This window comes from Candidatus Centipeda massiliensis (genome assembly GCF_900290285.1).
In the GTDB taxonomy this organism is placed as follows: Bacteria; Bacillota; Negativicutes; order Selenomonadales; family Selenomonadaceae; genus Centipeda; species Centipeda massiliensis.
In genome coordinates this window covers 68,117-87,553 of sequence record NZ_LT985754.1, presented here as the reverse complement: position 1 = coordinate 87,553, position 19,437 = coordinate 68,117, and the positions used below count along the sequence as shown (strand labels likewise).

General features: G+C 58.4%; 18 protein-coding genes, 1 tRNA gene and 3 pseudogenes. 6 read left to right on the top strand and 16 right to left on the bottom strand.

All coding sequences use genetic code 11. The features are described from left to right. Position 1: 1 nt before the first annotated feature. The gene (locus C8273_RS00485) at positions 2–1,033 is read right to left on the bottom strand and encodes a threonine aldolase family protein (RefSeq protein WP_106625929.1); all 1,032 of its coding nucleotides are present in this window, start codon (positions 1,031–1,033) and stop codon (positions 2–4) included. Between the two features lie 58 nt (positions 1,034–1,091). Continuing rightward, positions 1,092–1,242 (bottom strand): annotated as a pseudogene (locus C8273_RS12805) (secretion protein HlyD). Positions 1,243–1,335: 93 nt separating this feature from the next. Between C8273_RS12805 and C8273_RS00475 the strand changes: the two are divergent. Next, entirely contained in the window at positions 1,336–1,743 is a 408-nt protein-coding gene (locus C8273_RS00475; RefSeq protein ID WP_106625928.1) for a hypothetical protein, read from the top strand. A 64-nt stretch (positions 1,744–1,807) separates the two neighbouring features. Here C8273_RS00475 and C8273_RS13460 read toward each other — a convergent pair whose 3' ends face one another. From C8273_RS13460 to amrA, 4 genes are all read right to left on the bottom strand, one after another. Further along, the gene (locus C8273_RS13460; RefSeq protein ID WP_106625927.1) at positions 1,808–2,707 is read right to left on the bottom strand and encodes an autotransporter outer membrane beta-barrel domain-containing protein; all 900 of its coding nucleotides are present in this window, start codon (positions 2,705–2,707) and stop codon (positions 1,808–1,810) included. Positions 2,708–5,425: 2,718 nt separating this feature from the next. Beyond that, entirely contained in the window at positions 5,426–6,928 is a 1,503-nt protein-coding gene (locus C8273_RS00450) for a WG repeat-containing protein (RefSeq protein WP_106625926.1), read from the bottom strand. A 46-nt stretch (positions 6,929–6,974) separates the two neighbouring features. Continuing rightward, positions 6,975–7,850 carry an AmmeMemoRadiSam system radical SAM enzyme gene (gene amrS / locus C8273_RS00445; protein ID WP_234343752.1) on the bottom strand — a complete coding sequence of 292 codons (876 nt, stop codon included), beginning with the start codon at positions 7,848–7,850 and terminating at the stop codon, positions 6,975–6,977. A gap of 4 nt (positions 7,851–7,854) precedes the next feature. Next, the gene (gene amrA, locus C8273_RS00440; protein ID WP_106625924.1) at positions 7,855–9,237 is read right to left on the bottom strand and encodes an AmmeMemoRadiSam system protein A; all 1,383 of its coding nucleotides are present in this window, start codon (positions 9,235–9,237) and stop codon (positions 7,855–7,857) included. A 163-nt stretch (positions 9,238–9,400) separates the two neighbouring features. On the opposite strand from amrA, the gene C8273_RS00435 reads away from it, so the two are divergent. After that, complete coding sequence (locus C8273_RS00435; protein WP_106625923.1) at positions 9,401–10,762, top strand: alanine/glycine:cation symporter family protein; 1,362 nt, start codon at positions 9,401–9,403, stop codon at positions 10,760–10,762. A 33-nt stretch (positions 10,763–10,795) separates the two neighbouring features. On the opposite strand, the gene C8273_RS00430 is transcribed toward C8273_RS00435, so the two are convergent. Then, entirely contained in the window at positions 10,796–11,290 is a 495-nt protein-coding gene (locus C8273_RS00430) for a UTRA domain-containing protein (protein ID WP_234343750.1), read from the bottom strand. Between the two features lie 199 nt (positions 11,291–11,489). On the opposite strand from C8273_RS00430, the pseudogene C8273_RS13455 reads away from it, so the two are divergent. The 3 genes and pseudogenes from C8273_RS13455 to C8273_RS00415 all read left to right on the top strand — a co-directional run. Next, positions 11,490–11,858: pseudogene (locus C8273_RS13455) on the top strand (PTS glucose transporter subunit IIA); the annotation flags it as partial. A 49-nt stretch (positions 11,859–11,907) separates the two neighbouring features. After that, on the top strand, positions 11,908–12,099 hold the full coding sequence (locus tag C8273_RS13450; protein WP_106626802.1) for an alpha-amylase family glycosyl hydrolase: 192 nt from the start codon (positions 11,908–11,910) through the stop codon (positions 12,097–12,099). Continuing rightward, positions 12,071–12,517 (top strand): alpha-amylase family glycosyl hydrolase, encoded by a 447-nt coding sequence (locus tag C8273_RS00415; RefSeq protein WP_159060720.1) that lies wholly within the window; start codon positions 12,071–12,073, stop codon positions 12,515–12,517. The genes C8273_RS13450 and C8273_RS00415 overlap by 29 nt, the downstream gene beginning before the upstream one ends. A 208-nt stretch (positions 12,518–12,725) precedes the next feature. On the opposite strand, the gene C8273_RS00410 is transcribed toward C8273_RS00415, so the two are convergent. Both C8273_RS00410 and C8273_RS00405 read right to left on the bottom strand, forming a co-directional pair. Beyond that, positions 12,726–14,114, bottom strand: a complete 1,389-nt coding sequence (locus C8273_RS00410; protein WP_106625921.1) for a DUF389 domain-containing protein — start codon at positions 14,112–14,114, stop codon at positions 12,726–12,728. Positions 14,115–14,167: 53 nt separating this feature from the next. After that, a pseudogene (locus C8273_RS00405) lies at positions 14,168–14,314 on the bottom strand (YifB family Mg chelatase-like AAA ATPase); the annotation flags it as partial. Between the two features lie 159 nt (positions 14,315–14,473). Here C8273_RS00405 and C8273_RS13395 point away from each other — a divergent pair. Next, the gene (locus tag C8273_RS13395) at positions 14,474–14,674 is read left to right on the top strand and encodes a hypothetical protein (protein ID WP_325050981.1); all 201 of its coding nucleotides are present in this window, start codon (positions 14,474–14,476) and stop codon (positions 14,672–14,674) included. Here C8273_RS13395 and C8273_RS00395 read toward each other — a convergent pair. The 7 genes from C8273_RS00395 to C8273_RS00365 all read right to left on the bottom strand — a co-directional run bounded on the left by C8273_RS00395 (position 14,587) and on the right by C8273_RS00365 (position 19,426). After that, positions 14,587–15,396: an RsiV family protein gene (locus C8273_RS00395; RefSeq protein WP_106625919.1), complete on the bottom strand. Its 810-nt coding sequence runs from the start codon at positions 15,394–15,396 to the stop codon at positions 14,587–14,589. The genes C8273_RS13395 and C8273_RS00395 overlap by 88 nt on opposite strands. A 64-nt stretch (positions 15,397–15,460) precedes the next feature. After that, positions 15,461–15,537, bottom strand: a tRNA-Arg gene (locus C8273_RS00390). 181 nt (positions 15,538–15,718) lie between these two features. Beyond that, positions 15,719–16,342, bottom strand: a complete 624-nt coding sequence (locus C8273_RS00385) for an N-acetylmuramoyl-L-alanine amidase (protein ID WP_106625918.1) — start codon at positions 16,340–16,342, stop codon at positions 15,719–15,721. Then, the gene (locus C8273_RS12690) at positions 16,339–16,515 is read right to left on the bottom strand and encodes a hypothetical protein (RefSeq protein ID WP_037359795.1); all 177 of its coding nucleotides are present in this window, start codon (positions 16,513–16,515) and stop codon (positions 16,339–16,341) included. The genes C8273_RS00385 and C8273_RS12690 overlap by 4 nt, the downstream gene beginning before the upstream one ends. Before the next feature lie 194 nt (positions 16,516–16,709). Further along, positions 16,710–17,171 carry a YhcH/YjgK/YiaL family protein gene (locus C8273_RS00380; RefSeq protein WP_106625917.1) on the bottom strand — a complete coding sequence of 154 codons (462 nt, stop codon included), beginning with the start codon at positions 17,169–17,171 and terminating at the stop codon, positions 16,710–16,712. A gap of 591 nt (positions 17,172–17,762) precedes the next feature. Beyond that, entirely contained in the window at positions 17,763–18,650 is an 888-nt protein-coding gene (locus C8273_RS00370; RefSeq protein WP_106625915.1) for an SIR2 family NAD-dependent protein deacylase, read from the bottom strand. After that, a complete protein-coding gene (locus tag C8273_RS00365) occupies positions 18,647–19,426 on the bottom strand; it encodes a protein-ADP-ribose hydrolase (RefSeq protein ID WP_106625914.1) in 780 nt (259 codons plus the stop codon). The genes C8273_RS00370 and C8273_RS00365 overlap by 4 nt, the downstream gene beginning before the upstream one ends. Positions 19,427–19,437: the final 11 nt, after the last annotated feature.

Genomic DNA, 19,437 nt, shown 5'->3' with positions numbered 1-19,437 from the left:
TTTACAGCAGTTCAATCAGCCGCTCGACAGCCTCCTCCTGCGTTGCCCAGCTTGTCGCGAGGCGCATGACGGTCACATCGCCGCGCTTTTCCCAGAAGCCCATGCTGACGTGTGCCGAAAGGTGTGCGAGCTGCTCCGGACGGAGCGCGAGAAAGATCTGGTTCGTCGGGCTATCCACGGCGAGGTGATAGCCCTTTTCGACGAGTGCCGCGCGGATCCGATCCGCCATGCGCACGGCGTGTGCACCGCCGCGTGCATAGAGTCCGTCCGTAAAGAGAGTGTCAAACTGAATGCCGAGCATGCGCCCCTTCGCGAGCAGCGCCCCACTCTGTTTGACGATGGTGAAGAAGTGCGGCACAAGGGTGGAGCGCGGAAAGACGACCGCCTCACCGAGGAGTGCGCCGCACTTCGTCCCGCCGATGTAGAACACATCCGTGAGGTGTGCGAGATGCGGGAGGGTCACCTCGTTTGCATCGCAGCCGAGTGCATACGCGAGCCGTGCCCCATCGAGAAAGAGCGGGATGCGGTTCGTGCGGCAGACGGCGCTGATGATCTCAAGCTCGTCCATCGTATACAGTGTGCCGTACTCGGTCGGATGCGAGAGGTAGACCATGCCGGGGCGCACCATGTGGTCGTGGTTTGCATCCTCGTGAAACGCGCGCAGCGCCCTCTCGATTGCCTCCGCCGTGAGCTTGCCGTCCGTGTGCGGCAGGGCGAGCACCTTGTGACCGCCCGCCTCAATCGCACCCGCCTCATGTACCGTGATATGCGCTGTGTCGGCGGCGATCACGCCCTCATACGGGCGCAGCAGCGCGGAGATCACGATGCGGTTCGTCTGCGTTCCGCCCGCGAGCAGATGCACCTCGGCGTGCGGTGCGCGGCACGCCGCACGGATCTTTTCCCGCGCCGCCTCTGTGTACGGGTCGCTTCCGTAGCCTGCCGTCTGCTCCATATTCGTTTCGACAAGGCGCCGCAGGATCTCTGCGTGCGCCCCCTCCAGATAGTCGGAGGCAAAGGAAAGCAGCTCGTTCATATCATCATCTCCCTGTATTTATAGTAGCGAAAAAAATGTGCAAATTCAAGGGGATTTGTTAAGGAAGCACTGATAAACTCAGCCACGCCATCTTAGCGTATCTTTTTTGCCCGCACTGTGTCGACAAATCCTCCACATAGCCCTTGCTATGTGTCCGGTTTGTCTCCTTGTTCGGACGAAAAAATCTACGCCAATCTGACGGACTTCATTTTATCAGCGATTCCTTAAGCGAGGAGGAATTCTTCCGATAGAAATAATAAGGAACATTAAATTAGGCAGGAAGCGCGAAGGGAGGGATAGGAATGGAACTCGAGAAAATCTATGGCAGCCGTGGAGTAGTGCCCGCATCATCTGAGCAGCGCACCCATGCGACGAAGGAGGATACGTCCGACACATTCGCGCGGATGCTGCAAAACCTCAAGGAGTCGAAGGCGGCGGAGGCACGCGACTGGGCGGAAAAGGTGGGCGATACCGTCATCACGCGCGTGCTTGCGGACGGCTCGGTCATCACGCAGATCTATCAGGGAACGAAGCTCGTCTCACAGGTCGTGACGCGCGGCGCACACCCCGAGGCGGGCAAGGATCTCGTCTCCGAAACCATCGAGAAGATGAAGCAGCAGGCACTTGAGCAGAGTGCGGATCCGCTGTTCGCATCGAAGGCGGCGCAGGCCTCCATTGCCACAGCGGCTGCTGTATCGGCGATGCTGTAAGGCGCTCGCTCAAACGAAAGACCTCCCGCACCGTGGATGGTGCGGGAGGTCTTTGTATTTTTGGTCAGAATCTCCAGTCAAATCCTGCCTTGAAGGCTACGCCGCGCTGCTTGCCCGCCCAGCCCTCGACGCTGAGGTCGGCGGTGGCATTTTTGCTGAGGTTTGCGCGGTAGCCCAGCGCAAGGCTGCCCGAGAGTCCCTTGAGCGAGGGGCTGGCCGTGTCGTAGGAGAAGCCGCCTGTGTGGTAGGTCGCGCCCGCATCGCCCTTGAATTCGTACTGAAGGGAGGTGCCGAGGATGAGCGCACCGCTCCCCTGCGGGATCGTCCAGCGTGCACCCGTGCGCACGCGGTGGCTGTCGACGGCGTGGAAGTCATAGCGGTCGCTGGTCGAGAGGGTTGCGCTCGCACCGTTCTGATGCGTGTAGAAGTAGCGGACATACAGTTCGCGCTCCGTCCCGTTTGCCGCCACTGTCGTATGTCCAAGACCAAGATGCGCACCGATGTAGTTCGCGTCCGTATCGTAGGCGGTATGGCGCGTGATCCCTTTGACGGGAAGGTCGGCCTCGTAGTCCGTGCTCATGCGACCAAGGCGCAGGCTGCCCTCGTAGAAGACGCCGCTCTTCTGCTCCTGCTTGAGGAAGACGCCACCGCCGACGTAGTGGGTATTCCCCTCGCCGTGCGTGCCGTTATCAAGGTAGGAGTCGTAGCTGCCGCGCCCGTACTCGACGATGGGGCCGAAGAGGAGGCGGTCATCGCCGCGCATAACCTCACGTGAGAACCCGACGGCAAGATTCATGCCTCTGACATTCACATGAGAGCCGGTCTCGTGGCGCAGGCTCGATCCGCTGACGGCAGCAAAGGGGGCGAATCCGCTCGCTCCTGCTGCCTCTGTCGAGGCGCTCGTCATGCCGCCGCCCGCGATGAGGTCGCCGCTCGCGCCGAGGAACGCCGCCGTCCCTGCCATGGTCTCAGCAAGGGACTTCGTGTCCCCATGCAGGACGAAGCTGCCATTGCCCGGATTTGGCGTCGGTGTTGGTGTCGGCGTTGGTGTTGGTGTCGGCGTCGGTGTCGGTGTCGGTGTTGGTGTTGGTGTTGGCGTTGGTGTCGGCGTCGGTGTTGGTGTTGGTGTTGGCGTTGGTGTCGGCGTCGGCGTTGGTGTCGGCGTCGGCGTTGGTGTCGGTGTTGGTGTTGGCGTCGGCGTTGGTGTCGGTGTCGGTGNGTGTCGGCGTCGGCGTTGGTGTCGGCGTTGGCGTCGGTGTTGGTGTCGGTGTCGGTGTCGGTGTTGGTGTCGGCGTTGGCGTTGGTGTCGGTGTCGGCGTTGGTGTCGGTGTCGGCGTCGGCGTTGGCGTTGGCGTCGGTGTTGGCGTCGGCGTCGGCGTTGGTGTCGGCGTCGGCGTCGGTGTTGGTGTCGGCGTCGGTGTTGGTGTCGGCGTCGGCGTCGGCGTTGGTGTCGGTGTCGGCGTCGGCGTTGGTGTCGGCGTTGGCGTCGGTGTTGGCGTCGGCGTCGGTGTCGGCGTTGGTGTCGGCGTCGGCGTTGGTGTCGGCGTCGGCGTCGGTGTCGGCGTCACACCGCCGTCGATGGCGCTGCCGTCGACCTTGACAACGAGCTCCTTCTTATCGCTCGTGACGCCCATCTTTGCCGTGCGATGCCCTGAGACGCCCTCGTAGACGGTCATCGTCGCCGCGCCATCGGTATCAATCTGCGCATTCTCCGTGCGCAGGAGGCGCAGGCGATTTGCCGTAGAGCTTCCCGGCAGATACGCTTCAAGCGTCGTCCCTTTCAGGTTTGTATTCGTCGTGGAGGTCACACGCAGCATCGTATCGCTTTCGGTCATGCCTGCAGGCACGTAGAACGTGAGCTTCTGGAAATCCGCAAGGCTCTGCGCCGTAATGCCCTTCGTCCCGCGCACGATGAGCGCGTTGTCTGTGATGATGCGCTCTGCCGCCTGTGCCGTGCCGCCGTAAAGCTGTGCCCGGCTGAGATCGGGCGTACCCGAGATCTCGACGATGTTGCCGCGCGCAATCGCCGTCGTGTTCGCCGTCTCTTTGGTCAGCGCACGTCCGCCGTAGATCGCGCTCTCATAGCGCCCGCCGCCAATGTAGATCACATTGCTCTCGGCGGCGGCGACTGCCGTATTGCTGCCCGAATCGGCATTTGCATCGCCGCCGCAGACAGCCCCCTCGAAGTGGCCCGCCGTCAGCGTCAGGATATTTCCGTCTGCGGTTACGGTAGACTTGGCTGTTGTGCGTGCTTCTGCCGTGCCGCCGCTGACCTCTTCCCATACTGCGCTTGCGGGGCTGAGCGTGACGCGGTTCGCATTTGCCGTCGCAAGGATTTCATCCACACCGTTCAGAATGGTTGCAGTGCCGCCGATGACGCTGCGCCCGTCCGAATAGGCACCGCCCGTGATGGTGACGGCATTCTCATTTGCCGTCGCAGTTGCGCGTGCGCCCGATGGGAGCGCATAGGCCGTTCCGCCGCTGTAGCCGCCATTGGTGCTCGATGAATTTCTGAGGGTGACAGTGTTTTTGTCCGCGTGCGCCTCCGCTGCGCCGCGTCTCGTCTCGGCTCTGGCAAATCCGCCCCCTGCGGAGAATCCCTCTTTGAGCACACCGCTTTCAATCGTGATATCATTGTTTGTGACGGTTGTTTTCGCTGCGCCGCTGTTTGCTGCGATGGATCCAAAGCCGCCGCCGAACACGTAGGAGTATTTGCCGCCCGTGCCGCTCACGTCGTTGTTATCGACGGTCACGTTCAGACTTGTGGCATCCGATGCGGTGAGGCTGACCGAGGCAGCGGTGGCATGCGTGATCGCACCGCCCTGATTTGTCACCTTGTTCCCGTTTGCCTCGGCGGTAAAATTGCTGCCCGCCTGCGCGGCTCTTTGCTCGATGAAGGCTCCGTAGAGATCGCCGTCCTGTACGCCCTGCGCATTGATGTTGACCGTATTCGCGTTTGCATGGTAGTCGGCAGAGCCATCGCGCACCTCATGAACGAGAATTCTCGCACCGTATACGTTGCTGCGCTCATCCGTGACCGTCACATTGTGATTGTCCTCCGTGATCGTCTCCGCGTATGCAGATACGCCCCCGAGCGCCAGTCCTGCCGCGATCAGTGCGCTGAGACCCCGCCTCGAATATCCCCTATGGATCTTCATAAAAATGACTCCTTTCACTAATTTCGTTCACGTTAGTACTAATCCAGAACAAATGAACGAAACCCCATCTCCTCTTTTGATAACACAATTCATCAGCCGTTGTAAATGGGGCAAATGAACGCGTATATACGGGACAAATGCACGCATCTTCTATGAAAATGGCAGTGCTGTTAGAATACGATCCTGTCACGCTTCGCCGCGTGGAGAGAAAATCCATATTTTCTATGGGATTCATGCCTGTATTAAACTTTTGCGCAAACAAATAGGACGATAGATACATACGATGCTCTATCGTCCTATAGGAAGCACTGATAAATTCAGCCGCGCCATCTTGACGCATCTTTTTTGCCCGAACTTCGCCCTCGATCCTCCACATAGCTTTGGCTATGCGTCGGACTCTCTCCTTGTTCGGACGAAAAAATCTACGCCAATCTGACGGACTTCATTTTATCAGCGATTCCTATATTTTATGTCATTAGATGTTGGTGAGGGCGGATGGAGGGGAAAAGTCTGGGCAGATGCACTCACGGCAGAGTCTCTGCCGCATCGTAAATCGGATCCATGACAAGCATGCCCGTCTTATCGATAAAGCCCCACTTCTCGCCCTTTTTGACCGGGGCAAGCCCTGCGGCAAAGTCTCCGACCGCGGTGATCGTGGTCGGCACGCGGAAGGGGCTCTGTCCCGTCTGGTCGATGAAGAAGGGGCGGCCGTCCTGCCGGACGGCAGCAAGCCCCTCGTGGAAGTCGGCTGCATCCTCATATACGGCAGCGATGACAATTTCACCATTGTGGCCGACGTATCCCCATTTGTCTCCGTACCGCACCGCCGCCATTCCCTCGGAGAAGCGGCGGATCGCACTGAAATTAGGCGGCACGAGATAGGCGCCCGTACGGCTGATGATGCCCCACTTCCCCCGCATCCGGACAGGCGCCATACCGTCCTCAAATGCGGCGATATAGTCGTGCTTCGTCGAGATCACCTCGGCACCTGTGCGGTCGATGTAGCCGCGTTTGAGCTTCTCATCAAACATCTCGATGTCCCTGCCGAAGGTTGGCAGATGCTTGACAATGACAAGCCCCTTGAGGAGAAAGCCGCCGATATTCGCGGTGCGGGTCTCTCGATACACCTCGGCAAGGCCGTCCTCGAACGGACCGACCTCCTCATAGCGCGTTTTGAACAGTTTTTTCCCGCTTCGGTCAATGATGCTCCAGCCCTTTTTCTCCTTCACCATCGCCAGACCATCGCTGAAGCCGTGAATTGCCGTGCTGCGAAACTGAGGCTTGATGACAAATGCACCGCTCCGATCGATAAAGCCCCACTTTCCCTTCACCATGACGGCGGCAAGCCCCTCCTGAAAACTCTGCACACTCTCGTAGGTACAAGGTATTGCTTCTGCACCGCCTGTGTCGATGAAACCGGAGTGCTTCTTTTTCTTTGTGACGGCGGCAAGCCCCTCGGAGAAGGGCTGTGCCTCCTCGTATCTATCGTTTGTGAGGAGGCTGCCGTTGCGGCGGTAGAAGACGTGCTTCTTGTTTTTCTGCTCCACGCAGGAGATGCCGTCATAGAATGGGCTGACGCTGCGGTGCACGACCGGGAGCAGGAGGTTGCCGGCGCCGTCATACGCGCCGTAGTTGTCCTTCGCGTCCTGTACGACAATCGTGTTTTCTGCCATGGGCTCGATCTTTCGATACGAAACGGGCACGATGAGAGTGCCGTCGCTTCGGATGATGCCCCACTTGCGCCCCTGTCGGACGGATAAATAGCCCTCTGCGTATGGGGTGATCTCGTCGTATGCCGTTGGAATGATGAGGGCGCCATCGGCGTTGACGGCGCCCCACTTCCCTCCTGTGCAAACCATGGCGAACGCGGGCGCAGCCGCTGTCTGCGCGGGCGGATCGGAGCGGCTGACCCGTGGCTCCGCCGCAGGGCGCACCTGCTCCGCCGCCTGTCCGGCGGGCATCGTGCACAGAATCCCCGCCGCCGTTATGGCTGTGATCAGGGCGGACAGTACTTTCCGTGTTGCCATTCGATCATCTCCTTTGATTGGTTGACCCGTGCTTTCCGTGGCGCTCTCAGCAGTTTCCGCGGTGGACGTGGCGCAGATGCCGCCGTGCGATCTCTGTGAGGCGGTCAATGTCCGTGATGGGCGTCGGCGGTGTGCTCAGACGGTGGCGCGGGAAATAGCGGCTGATGTGAAGAGGAATCGCGGGGGAGAGAGAGGCGAGCCAGCGCGCCTCGGCGTCCATGTCCTCCGCCGCATCGTTGTGATCGGGGATGATGAGTGTCGTCACTTCGACGTGGACGCCGGATTCCGCCGCGCGTGTGATGGTCGTCTTTACCGTCTCAAGATCGCCGCCGAGCCACCGATAGAAGTCCGCCCGCCAGCCCTTGAGGTCGATGTTCATGGCATCGACGTGCGGCAGGAGGCGCATGAGCGGCTCCGCAGAGATCATGCCATTCGTCACGAGGACGACGGCAAGCCCCGCCGCGTGCAGGAGGGGAGCCGTGTCCATGATGTACTCGATGCCGATGAGCGGCTCGTTGTACGTAAAGGCAACGCCGAGATTGCCGCGCGGCTGACGGCGCAGCTCCTCTGCGAGTGCGGCGAGCCGTGCGGGCGCGACATACTCCGTCTCGATCTGGTCATTTGCCATGGCGATGTCGGCGTTCTGGCAGAAGGGACAGGCGAGGTTGCAGCCGAAGCTGCCGACGGAGAGGATGCAGCTGCCGGGATAAAAATGATAGAGCGGCTTCTTCTCAATCGGATCGAGCGCGAGGGCAGTGAGCCGCCCGTAGTTCTTCGCGCGGATGATACCTCCATCGTTCCAGCGCACGCGGCAGAAGCCCGTCTCGCCCGTGCGCAGGCGGCAGGCATGGGGGCAGAGGGTGCAGGTGAGGCGCCCGTCCGCAGCCGGATGTGCGCCGCCTGTGCTGTCCATCGTCTCCATCGTCCTAGGTGTGCCGCTCGACCGTGAAGCGCCAGATGCGGATGGGGGCGTCCTCGGGAATGCCGCCCTTTTTGCGTGCGATGCGCAGCTGATCCTCCACCGTGTCGACGCCCGCGAGATCGGGGAGCAGCAGTCCCTTGCGCGCACGGTACTCGACGATCACGCCGTACTTTTTTACGTCGAGATCATTCGCCCCTGCGACGAGTTCCGGCTCCGTCAGCACATCGACGGAGTAGACGAGCGCGTCCAGTTCCTTCTCCGTGACGGGCGGAAAGCGCGGGTCGCGCAGCGCCGCAGAGACGGCATTTTGCAAAATCTCCTCCGCGATGTTCTTCGTCGTGGGCTCGAACGTGCCGATGCAGCCGCGCAGCTCCCCGTCCTTTTTGAGCGAGACGAAGACACCTGCACGTGCGCCCATCTCGGGCGGCAGCCCTGCAGGGCGTTCTGCGGGCTTGCCCGTCGCGACAATCGTCTCAATGGCGCGGCGTGCCAGCCGCACATAGTCGTCCTCGGCGGCACGCCGCTCCTCCTGTGCCCGCCGCTCAAGCAGCTCATAGCGCTCGGCGAAGCTGCGCCGCGGATCCTCGCGCGTTACCCTGAGGGATACAACACCGTAGCCGACGCCGAGCGGCCCCTGATAGGAGAGCTTCTTGATCTTGAGCGCCTGCCCGTCGAGCGCACCTGCCATGATCCAGAACGTGCGCAGCCCGCACTCCGCCGCCGCCTTGTAAACGTCTGCATCCATGCGCAGGAGCTTTAGGAAGTCGCCCTCCTCAAGGTACTTCATGCACGCCTTGTCGAAGCGCGGCCCCTCGGGTGCAAAGCCGTACGGTCCCTCGGGCGTGAGCTTGTGCGAGAGGTCGCCGCTCGCGATGAAGACGGCGCGCCGTCCGAGCGTCTGTGCGGCGCGTGCGATACATCTGCCGAACTTGTAGTGCACCAGCGGTGACAGCCCCGAGATGCCGAGCCGTACGACGCGGAAATCCCGCGTATGGGTGTACAGGAAGTACAGCGGGATCATGACGGCGTGGTCGAGCGCGGCGTTCCGTCCGCCGACAGGACCTGCCTCGATCCCCTCTGCCGCCGCCTCTGCCGCGATCTCCTTGGCGAGCACCGTATCATACTGCGCCGTCACCGCGACTTCGGGCGCGCCGAACTGTGCAAAGCTACCCGATGCCTCCTCGTCCGGTGCAATGTGAAAGTAGTCGGCGTACATGACCGTATGGGGGCTGGCGATTATCACGGTATCGGGTTGAAAATCGGCGGCCTCCTTGATCGCGCGTTCGTACGCGTTGCTCGTCAGCTGGATTTTCTTTTCCTCGCCCTTGCCGATCTCCGGCAGGAGCAACGGCGGATGGGGCAGAACATAGGCGGCAATGATGGACATGGTAACTCCTCCTCCCGAGCTCTCTCCTGTTCTGATTCGCCGTCTAGTCCGAAAGTCCTGCAACGATGAAAAAAACGTTGATAAGATACGATCATGTATACATGGACATTTAGCCCTTTATCATGGTAAAATAGCTCATATTTTCATCTTTGGAGGTATGGACATGGAATCATTTCTTCCTATGCTGAACGCCATCGACTCATTTCTCTGGGGCGTTCCGCTCATCACCCTGCTCGTCGGGACGGGCATCCTGCTGACGATCCGCCTCTCACTCCTTCAGGTCGTGCAGCTGCCGCGCGCACTCTCGCTGATCCTGCGGGCAAAGAACCGGGGCGCGGGCGACATCTCAAGCTTTAAGGCGCTCTGCGTTGCGCTCGCCGCGACCATCGGCACGGGCAACATCGTTGGTGTTGCGACGGCGGTCAAGGTCGGCGGCCCCGGTGCGATCTTCTGGATGTGGATGGCGGCGTTCTTCGGCATGGCGACGAAATACGCCGAGGGGCTGCTCGCCGTGAAGTACCGCACGACGGACGAGCGCGGCGAGATCGCGGGCGGTCCCATGTACTACATCCGCAACGGCATGGGAGAGAAGTACCGTCCGCTCGCGGGCTTCTTCGCGGTGGCGACCGTGCTGGTCGCGTTCTTCGGCATCGGCACCTTTCCGCAGGTCAACGCCATTGTCGACTCGGTGGAGATCTCCTTCGGCATCTCGCGCGTTGTGACCGACATCGCGCTCACGGTGCTCATCGCGGCGATCACGATCGGCGGTCTCCGCAGCATCGCCGAGGTCTCTGCGCGCATCATCCCATTTATGGCGGTGCTTTACATCGTCATCTGCGCGGGGATCATCCTCATGCACCTCGGTGAGATCCCTGCGGCAATCGCGCTCATCCTCGACAGTGCCTTCACGGGTACGGCGGCAGCGGGCGGATTTGCCGGCTCGACCGTCATGATGGCGATGCAGAACGGCATCGCACGCGGCGTCTTCTCGAACGAATCCGGACTCGGCTCCGCCCCGATCGCGGCGGCGGCGGCAAAGACGAAGGAACCCGCCGAGCAGGGGCTCATCTCCATGACGGGGACATTCATCGACACCATCATCATCTGCTCCATGACGGGACTCGTCCTCGTCCTCACGGGCGCATGGCACGGCGATGCGGCGGGCGCGGCGATGACGGGCGCGGCATTTACGAGCCTCTACGGCAGCATCGGCGGCGCACTGCTCACCATCTCCCTCGCACTCTTCGCGTTCACCACCATCCTCGGCTGGAACTACTACGGCGAGCGTGCCGTGCTCTACCTCGCAGGCGTGCGTGCCATCCTGCCGTACCGCATCGTCTTCATCGCGCTCATCGCGTGTGGTGCATTCCTGAAGCTTGAGGCGATCTGGGTGCTCGCCGACATCGTCAACGGACTCATGGCGATCCCGAACCTCATCGCCCTCATCGCACTGTCGGGCATTGTCGTACATGAAACGCGCCGCTACCTCGACAAACTGCAGCGCGGCAGTCGGCTGACGAAGTAGCGGCGCAAAGGAGTGCTGCGGGGCAGCTGTCACCTACCGTGATCTTCTCCGGATCGCCGTGTCCTCAAAGCAGAAATACTCCGGGTGATGGCGGGACTGCGTATACTCGAACTGTATGCCCTCGGCATTGTACGTTCTCCCACTGACCACGGCCAGACAGTTGTAGTCCCCCATTTCCAGCCAGTGCATATCCAAATCGGCAGCATACTCCACCGTCATGCGGCGGCGGCTGGTAACGATGACCATGCCCAGATCGTTTTCTATGTAGTCATAGATGGAACGGGAAGCAATTTCCGGGGTGAGATCGGGCACTGCCTCACGCAAAAACAGATTGATATCCAGAATCAGGGCTTTTCCATCCAGATAGCGGATGCGGCGCACATCATAGATGTCGCTGCCCAAGGGAAGCCCTGTTTTTTGTGAAGTTTTTTCATCCACAACGCCCTCGGCGAAATGAATGACGCGGGTAACCGCCTGAAAGTGATTGCGGGCAGCGGCCATCGCCGCAGAGATTTTCGCACCGCTCATTCCCGCGATCATCACCGGGGGACTTATCCTAGGTTTCCGCAACTGCATCGATCAGCTTTACCTGTTCGAGAACGGAACCAAGACCTTGGTGGAGCTGAGCCAATTCTGGGCGGGCGTGGATCATTTTCTCTGGCTCATCGGCGAGGCGGTATTCCATGTGGGCATACCCGTCGGCATCTGCTGGTCGGTGGTGCGAAAGATGGGCGGCATCCCCGGCATTCTCTCCATGCAGCCCCAGACCATGCCCACGTTTGCAATGGCTATGATGGTCGCCATTGCAGTGCCCTTTGTCCTGACGGTTATTGTGGGCAAAAAGAAGGGCATCGACAAGCAGGCACAGCCCGAAGCAGCAGAGACCGTCGCTGCAGAGGAGAATGTGACAGGAAGCGCAATGGAAAGCGAGCATGACTTCACGGCATTCCTGGACGGGGAGGTAATTTCTCTCAAAGAAGTGGGCGACGGCGTTTTCTCAGAAGGCATTGTCGGCGAGGGACTGGCGGTCCGCCCCATCAGCGAAACGCTCTGCGCCCCGGTCTCCGGCAAAATTACGATGCTGATGGAGGATTCCCGCCATGCGGTGGGCATGACGCTCTCGAACGGCGTGGAGATTCTGCTCCATGTGGGCATGGTATCTGCATTTGCACGATGTAAGTCAGCCGGATTTGGATTGGACGAATCCAAACGTGCGGGAAGAACTCGCCAATGTGGTGCGGTTTTGGAAGGAGCGGGGCGTGGCCGTATCGCACCCTTCTGGAGCAGGGCACAGCGGAGGCGGATGCCTTGAAGATTCTGGCCGCCCGCTCCCGTGACAATGGACGCACTCCGATGCAGTGGTCTGCCCGGCAATACGCAGGCTTTTCCACGAAAAATCCCTGGATTCCTCTGGCGAAAAACTATCCCGCGATCAATGTGGAAGCGGCGCAAAAGGACGAAAACTCCATTCTGGCGTTTTATAAGCTCCTGATCAAATTGCGCCATGAAATGCCCATCCTTGCGGAGGGGGATATTCGATTGATCGAGGAGGACAATCCCGACGTGATCGCCTATGAGCGCACATGGCAAGGGGAGCAGCTGACGGTGTTCTGCAATTTCCGCCCCACGTCCGTTCGCCTGCGCCACGCTTCCCTGCAGGACTTTGCAGATGCGCAAAAACTCCTCGGCAACTACTCCGGCATGGAGGAGTGCCTCAGACCGTATGAAGTTTTGGCCTTGTATCGCAAGGCGTGAATCCCGCTCCAATATTTCGGCATAGCAAAGAGATTCCAAGCATCAAGTGTGACGAGTGGAATCTCTCGTTGTGTGTTATAAACTTGGGAGCTTATCTGGAAAAAAATACACTCCTTCTCTATGAAGATTCTCAATGAAAGACGCACAGAATGACACAATCTGAATGATTATGTAGTTTCATGTTTTTTCACGATATGTGGACTCCGTCCTAAGATACAGTTCCTCCTTTGTTTTCATTTGTTGCCGGGACTTCAGGAAGGAAGTGCACCTCTACACGGTTCTTTGCTTTGTCCGAAATCCATTCGGTCAAGCGAGCACGCGACGCTTCGTCCATATCCGATTGCAGATATATGAACGCAATTTGCGTTTCACTCAGAGCAGCCGATTTATCCCCAGTCCCGGCGGGTACGCGTACACTCCCGACAGCGATGCGGGAGATTTGCGGAAATACAATACGCGCCTCTCGATTCCAGTCCAATATGTAAGCTCCCTGCTTCTCGCTTTCCTCGCGGGCAGACTTGAGTGCGGTCACAGTCTGCTGCTCCTGCATAGAGGGAATGGCACTTTTTTCGACCTCGCTGAGTCTCTGATCGATCATCGCCTCCATCTTTTCCCGCTCTTCCGCCGTTTCGGCAGAAAAGACCTCCAACTGGAACGGCCTGAGGTATTTCTTTTCATGCAGCTTCTCCGTCAATGCCGTCAAATCATCCTCCGATATTCCGGCAATCGTAAACACTGTCAGCATTTTCTTCTCGTTATCCAAAGTATAGGAGATTGCCAGACGAGGTGGTGCTTTGAAATTCTCCTCGATATAAATCTTCGCCTGCTCGTTCTCCAGATTTTTCTGCACGCTTTGATACGCAAAGAAACAGCTGGGCAACGTGATAAGCACTGCAAAGGCCATCAGGTAGCGTTTCTGTCTTGAAAATTCCACGGAGTTGCGCTCTATCTTGGAGGGAATGTCAATGATTTTCAGGACGATGAACGCCGTCAGACAGATAAAGAAGCTGTTGATAAAGAACAGGTAGAGTGCACCCACGGTGTACGCCATAACGCCCGTAGCAATGCCATATCCTGCAGTGCAGAGAGGAGGCATCAGAGCTGTTGCAATCGCAACACCAGGGATGACATTCCCGCCCTCTTTGCGTGTTACGCCGATGATTCCTGCCAAGCCGCCAAAGACAGCAATCAAAACGTCCCAGATGGTCGGCGATGTTCGTGCAAGCAGTTCCGACGAAGGGCCATCGATCGGTGTGAGGAAAAAATAAAGCGTCGATGTGGCAACCGAAATGATCACTTGGGCGAGCAGACTTCCTGCACTGGAACGACTGTATGTGCTGTCATAACGGGCAAGCCCATAGCCAATTCCAAGGATCGACCCCATCAGCGGAGAGATCAGCATCGCACCGATGATGACCGCCGTGCTGTTCATATTGAGCCCAATGGAGGCGATAAAGATCGCCAGCATCAGGACACTGAGATTCGTCCCCCGAAATCGCACGCCGGCATTGATCCGCTCTGTAATCTCCTGTATTGACGCAATGTCACCATGCAGATCAAAAAAATCTTTTAGCTTATCCCAAATCAAACAAATCATCTCCTCCGGTCTCTATATTAGGATGTTCGTTATTTATAGAAATAATCCCACGCTCTTACAAACATCGTTAATTCCTTCACTGATGTATCGGGAAGCCCAACCAGTTCAACCCCCGGCAGCCCGGGCGATACATCCACTTCCGCGTCGATAATCCGTCCATCTATCCCGAGAGTCGTCGCACCATAGGTCTTTGCAAACAACGGCCTTCCCTCCCACGTTTCAAATATAAGAGAATTATAACACAGGATAGGAGAAGATGGCTAATGATTCTTTGCAAAAAAAGAGATTCCAGACGCTAGATAGGCGAATGGAATCTCTGATGAGCTTTTTCTTTTGTTTTTTAAGGAATCGCTGATAAAATGAAGTTCGTCAGATTGATCCAGATTTTTTGTCCTGTCAAGGAGACAAACCGGATGCATAGCAAGGGCTATGTGGAGGATTCTAGGGCACAGTGCAGGCAAAAAATGGGGGATCACCAATCCGCGCGAAAGACCTCGGGGTACATATCCCGAGGCACCTTTAGTTCAAAGGTGCCGGCAGCGTACGACCCAAGCTCATAAGGATTGTAGAACACAACGAGGTCGCCCCGCGCATCCAGCATCCAGTTGATATACTCCTGCCAGTTCGCGTCGATATGATAGTCATCCAGTGCCTTGTCAACATCCTGTTCGAAGAGATCGTTCTCCCGATTTGGATACTGCTTGCGGAAGGCATCCGCAAGTGCGTTCAGGAGGATCTCCCGCCCGTTCACGATCTCGTCGATGGAGATCTCTTCGCCCGTCTGCACATTCAGATTCTTCGTTACGATCCAGTGCTGCGGGTGTGCACCGCCGCTGTAGTTTACATTGCGCAGGGCGAAGCTGACGACCCGATCATCGATGCGTCCCCAGCGCTCCACCACCGTATAGTCATAGTAGGCGGCAGCAGGTTTGAAGTCCCGTGCGAATGTCCCCATCTGATCGACACTCTGCTCCAATGACCGCTGCTGTTCGAGACTCCAGAGACGGAGGGCACGCTTTAGGACAGGATAGTCGTCGCCCTCAACGCTGATCTCGGGACAGGTTCCCCATGCGAGGACACGTTTTCCCTCGCGCATCGCGCGACGATGATCCTCGACCTTCAGCCACGGGAAGAGCTGCGGTACCGCGCTCTCCACATAGCCCTCATCCATGGCGATTGCCTCTGCCGCCGTGATCTCATCCTCGATCGCCGCAGCCTGTGCCGTCGGAACGCCGGCGATGAGAAGCGCTGCAGCAAGCGCTGTGCATAAATACTGTTTCATACGTCATTGCTCCTTTATAAAATGAGAAAAGACTTCTCAGTGTGAGAAGTCTGCAGATTCAAGATGGTGCGATTGGCGCGAGTCGAACGCGCGACCCTCTGCTTAGGAGGCAGATGCTCTATCCATCTGAGCTACAACCGCGTTGCTTCGATTCTATCAAATTTATGCAGGATATGCAAGGGTGCAGCGGGGGGATTCACAAAAGAGCCTGTCGAACGAAGGCTGTTGATTCGCCGATTTTTGACAGAAGAATGATATCGCATGAAAAAAGACCGACAAATGCCGGTCTTTTTTAGAAGCACAGATAAATTCAGTGCTTCCCTTAGAACCCGCCCTGTTCCCGATAGTACTGCGCCTTCCCTCTGAGGATGTCGCCGCCGCGCGATCCGTCCTCCGCCCATGGGTTAAAAATCGGACTCTCGCGCGTGCCGAGGTACTCAAGATCCCAGCGCTCGCAGGTCGTACGCGGTCCGTAGGGAGGATGCGCGTACACGCCGTCCGCGTTATCGGCTGCCTCACCGTGCGTGAGAATGTGCTCCGCATCGATGCTGAGCCAAAGCCCATCGGCGAGGGCGGCGGTCGCCATCGCGAGCGATTCGATCTGCGCAGCGGTCGGCGGCTCGGATCCGAGCTGTTCGGTCGTCGCCCCGACACAGCCGAGGATGGCAGCGCTGATGCTCCTGCTGTTGCGCAGATAGGTCGCGGCAAGCACATCGTCGAGCGCGCCATCCCCGATGACGTAGATGCCGCCGTTTGCGTCGATCTGGACGTGGTAGTCGGCGAAGAACTGTCCGTAGTGTCCTGCCGTCCAGTGGAGGTAGAGCTTCACCTCGCGTGCGCAGCGTGCGGCTGCGTGATGGAGTGCGGGACGGTACGCCGCCGCCAGATGCCGCAGATCTGCGCAGGTGATGCGCCGCATCGCTGCGGCGGGGAGGACGGCGCTCATCGCATCCCCTCCTTCGACGGGTCACGCATCATGACCGTGCGCCCGAGGAAGCCAATGAGTCCTGAGGCGATGTTGCTCGTCAGTTCCGCGCTCCCGTAGAAGACGGAGAGGATCGCGACGACGACGAGTCCCGTCCCGACCATCCAGTCCACGCGCGGCAGATAGTTTCGCATAAAAATCTCCTTTCCTCGTAAGACAACAAATTCTTTTATCGAAATATCTGCCGTCATCGGAGAAAAGGAGAGTCTGTCCTGCTTCACATTTGGGGAATTACGGGTCACAGCCTGCACCTCTCGGCGCATCTCGCCCGCCCTGTCTGCGCGTCCGCGCTTTCAGACAGGACGGGAATCTGCACCAATCTGAGGGTCTATTTTATCAGCGATTCCTTTATTTTGAAAATCCCTTTGATCAGTGGTGCGGGCGCATCCACCATCACACCGGAGCGGTGCACGTCCGTGGGAAAGCATACGAGGAAGTCGCCGGGGCGCATGATGGTCGAGGATGCGGCGTCGCCCTCTGCGGGGGTAAAGTCCCGCTCCTTCTCGTAATCTCCCATCTGCATTCGCTCGATCAGGTTCACGTCAATGCGCTCCGTGCCCTCGGCGAGGACGTGGATGTCGATGTAGGTGCGGTGCGCCTCCCAGATCTTCTCCGCAGCCGCGCCCGTTGTATAGCGCGCGATGTTGACGTAGATATCGTCGCCTGCAATCTTCTTTGTTCCCGTGGGAAGCACCGCAAAGTCATGCGAGCGCGCAAAGGCAAGCGCCTCTTTCAGGCGCGACGGGAGGAACGCATAGGTGCGCTTGTCATATATGCTGCCGTAAATCATGAAATACCTCCTCTATTTCTATATTATTTGTTACTATTTATTGGAATTTATAATATAATTTTTGATATTACTATGAATTAGTGCAGAGGCGAATCAGGCGTTGACGTTTTATTGTTCCTGTGATAGAATAAGTCTAGAAAAGGGCACTGCCTAGCGGTCGCCCCCTATGTGTGCGAGATTTCCCCGCCAAGGTTTGGAGCGCAAGGCGGGGTCTTCTCTTTTATCGTTTTATAGATATAATCAGCACGGTGAACACTACGAGAAACGTGAGAAATTCGTAGGTCTCCATACCAACCTCCCCCTCTCTAGGGGGCAAGATTCGACCGCCCTTTCGGCAGTGCTTAGGGAAGCACTGATAAATTCAGCACCGCCATCTTAACGCATCTTTTTTGCCCGCACTTCGTCGGCAAATCCTCCACAGAGCACCACTCTGCGTCCGGTTTGCCTCCTAATTCGGACGAAAAAATCTGCGCCAATCTGACGGACTTCATTTTATCAGTGATTCCTTAGATTGAGTATAACACAAGAACATACGTAGCACAACAACAAAAGATCTATTGTACGAGGCAACGCCGTACAATAGATCTTTTGTTATGCAATTTCCCGCAGTACCTCTGCAATATCTCCGTCGATCACAATGCTGCGATCGGCAATCTCAGACGGCACATACGCCATTCCCCGATTGATGGAGACGAGTGTCACATCCGCGCGCTCTGCCGTCATGCGCCAGAACGGATACTTGATGATGCCGGGCGTATTCATCCCGACGCCGAGTTCGAGGAGGAGCGTTCGCCGCCCATCCGTCCGCGCGAGATAGTCCGCATAGCGCTCTGCGGCAGCGTGCCAGCCCGCATCCTCCACGAAGGACGCATCCGCACGCAGATTTGTCGCCATCTCCGCACCGTCATCGGGGCAGTACGGGATGAGTTCTGTCGGAATCGCCATCGTAGGTGCGCCGTCCACAGGCAGGAGAAGTGTCCCATCCGAGGCAAATGTGAAGCCCTGTGCCGTGAGCATGGCGCGTATGCTTTCTTCATTTTCGTATGTCTTTCCCGCCGATGTGCCGGCGGGACGGCTGCTCTGGAAAAGCCCGTAATCTCCCTGTGTATAGAAGAGACGCGTTTTGTCAAAGCCTACGCGCTGAAAGGCGTGATCCACGTTCGTTGTCAGGACGAAATAATCACGCCCCGTGACCAGCCGCAGGAGATTTGCATGCACATCCCCCGGCAGAGGCGCGTAGCGATTGATATAGATGCTCCGGCTCCACCACGCCCAGAAGATTTCCCGCGACGGGAACGGATAGAAGCCCCCGCTGTAGATGTCCTCGATCCCGAAGCACTCGTGAAAATCCGAAAAGTATTTCCGAAAGCGCGCCCCCGCATACGCATAGCCTGCCGCTGCCGAAAGCCCCGCGCCCGCACCGATCAGAATGCAGTCGGCGGATGCGAGGGCGTTTTTGAGTGCCGTGATTTCTTTCATTGCAGAAGCCTTTCGTAGATGATGCGATCCTCGTCCTTGAACACGTTGAATACGACGCGCTCGATGGAGGAGGGGCTGCTGAGGAAGGTGCGCACCTCACGCACGGCGATCTCTGCCGCCGCCGCGTTCGGAAAGCGGAACTCGCCTGTCGAGATACAGCAGAATGCCACGGAGGTCAGCCCGTGCGCCGCGGCAAGTGCGAGACAGGAGCGATAGCAGGAGGCGAGCAGCGCCCTGTGCTCATCCGTCAGCGCACCGCTCACGATCGGCCCGACCGTGTGGAGAACGTGACGTGCGGGGAGATTGTAGCCGCGTGTCATCTGCGCGCCGCCCGTCTCCTCGGGATGTCCCTGCCGCGCCATGATTTCTGCGCATTCTGCACGCAGCTGAAGTCCCGCCGCGCTGTGAATCGCGTTATCGATGCAGCGGTGGCAGGGGATGAAACAGCCGAGCAGCGCAGCGTTCGCCGCATTGACAATCGCATCGGCACACAGGCGCGTAATGTCCCCCTGCCAGAGAGCGATGCGTGCGTCGGAGGGAACGGTGGGAAGCGCCGCCACATCGACCACGCCGCGCTCCTCGCACTCTGCGGCGAGCAGTTCATCCTGCAGATCCAGAAACGCCGCCGACAGCGGGTGCGGCGGCCGCACATTCATCAGCGCACGGAGCAGACCGCGCTGTGCTTTCTGCTCCTCCGCGACCTCCGCAGCCTGGGCGCGGTACTCCGGCATCTCGGAGAGGAGCATGACATTCAGTTTTTGAATAATAGTAAGCATGGACGCACAGC

Coding starts and splice junctions, on each gene's coding strand:
- C8273_RS00410 (WP_106625921.1), bottom strand. CDS start 14,114: ATGATTTGTTTGATTTGGGATAAGCTAAAAGATTTTTTTGATCTGCAT.
- C8273_RS00385 (WP_106625918.1), bottom strand. CDS start 16,342: ATGAGCGCCGTCCTCCCCGCCGCAGCGATGCGGCGCATCACCTGCGCA.
- C8273_RS00475 (WP_106625928.1), top strand. CDS start 1,336: ATGGAACTCGAGAAAATCTATGGCAGCCGTGGAGTAGTGCCCGCATCA.
- C8273_RS00365 (WP_106625914.1), bottom strand. CDS start 19,426: ATGCTTACTATTATTCAAAAACTGAATGTCATGCTCCTCTCCGAGATG.
- C8273_RS00435 (WP_106625923.1), top strand. CDS start 9,401: ATGGAATCATTTCTTCCTATGCTGAACGCCATCGACTCATTTCTCTGG.
- amrS (WP_234343752.1), bottom strand. CDS start 7,850: ATGGAGACGATGGACAGCACAGGCGGCGCACATCCGGCTGCGGACGGG.
- C8273_RS00430 (WP_234343750.1), bottom strand. CDS start 11,290: ATGAGCGGTGCGAAAATCTCTGCGGCGATGGCCGCTGCCCGCAATCAC.
- C8273_RS13395 (WP_325050981.1), top strand. CDS start 14,474: ATGAAGTTCGTCAGATTGATCCAGATTTTTTGTCCTGTCAAGGAGACA.
- C8273_RS00450 (WP_106625926.1), bottom strand. CDS start 6,928: ATGGCAACACGGAAAGTACTGTCCGCCCTGATCACAGCCATAACGGCG.
- C8273_RS13460 (WP_106625927.1), bottom strand. CDS start 2,707: ATGGCAGGGACGGCGGCGTTCCTCGGCGCGAGCGGCGACCTCATCGCG.
- C8273_RS13450 (WP_106626802.1), top strand. CDS start 11,908: ATGTGGGCATGGTATCTGCATTTGCACGATGTAAGTCAGCCGGATTTG.
- C8273_RS00485 (WP_106625929.1), bottom strand. CDS start 1,033: ATGAACGAGCTGCTTTCCTTTGCCTCCGACTATCTGGAGGGGGCGCAC.
- C8273_RS00380 (WP_106625917.1), bottom strand. CDS start 17,171: ATGATTTACGGCAGCATATATGACAAGCGCACCTATGCGTTCCTCCCG.
- C8273_RS12690 (WP_037359795.1), bottom strand. CDS start 16,515: ATGCGAAACTATCTGCCGCGCGTGGACTGGATGGTCGGGACGGGACTC.
- amrA (WP_106625924.1), bottom strand. CDS start 9,237: ATGTCCATCATTGCCGCCTATGTTCTGCCCCATCCGCCGTTGCTCCTG.
- C8273_RS00370 (WP_106625915.1), bottom strand. CDS start 18,650: ATGAAAGAAATCACGGCACTCAAAAACGCCCTCGCATCCGCCGACTGC.
- C8273_RS00395 (WP_106625919.1), bottom strand. CDS start 15,396: ATGAAACAGTATTTATGCACAGCGCTTGCTGCAGCGCTTCTCATCGCC.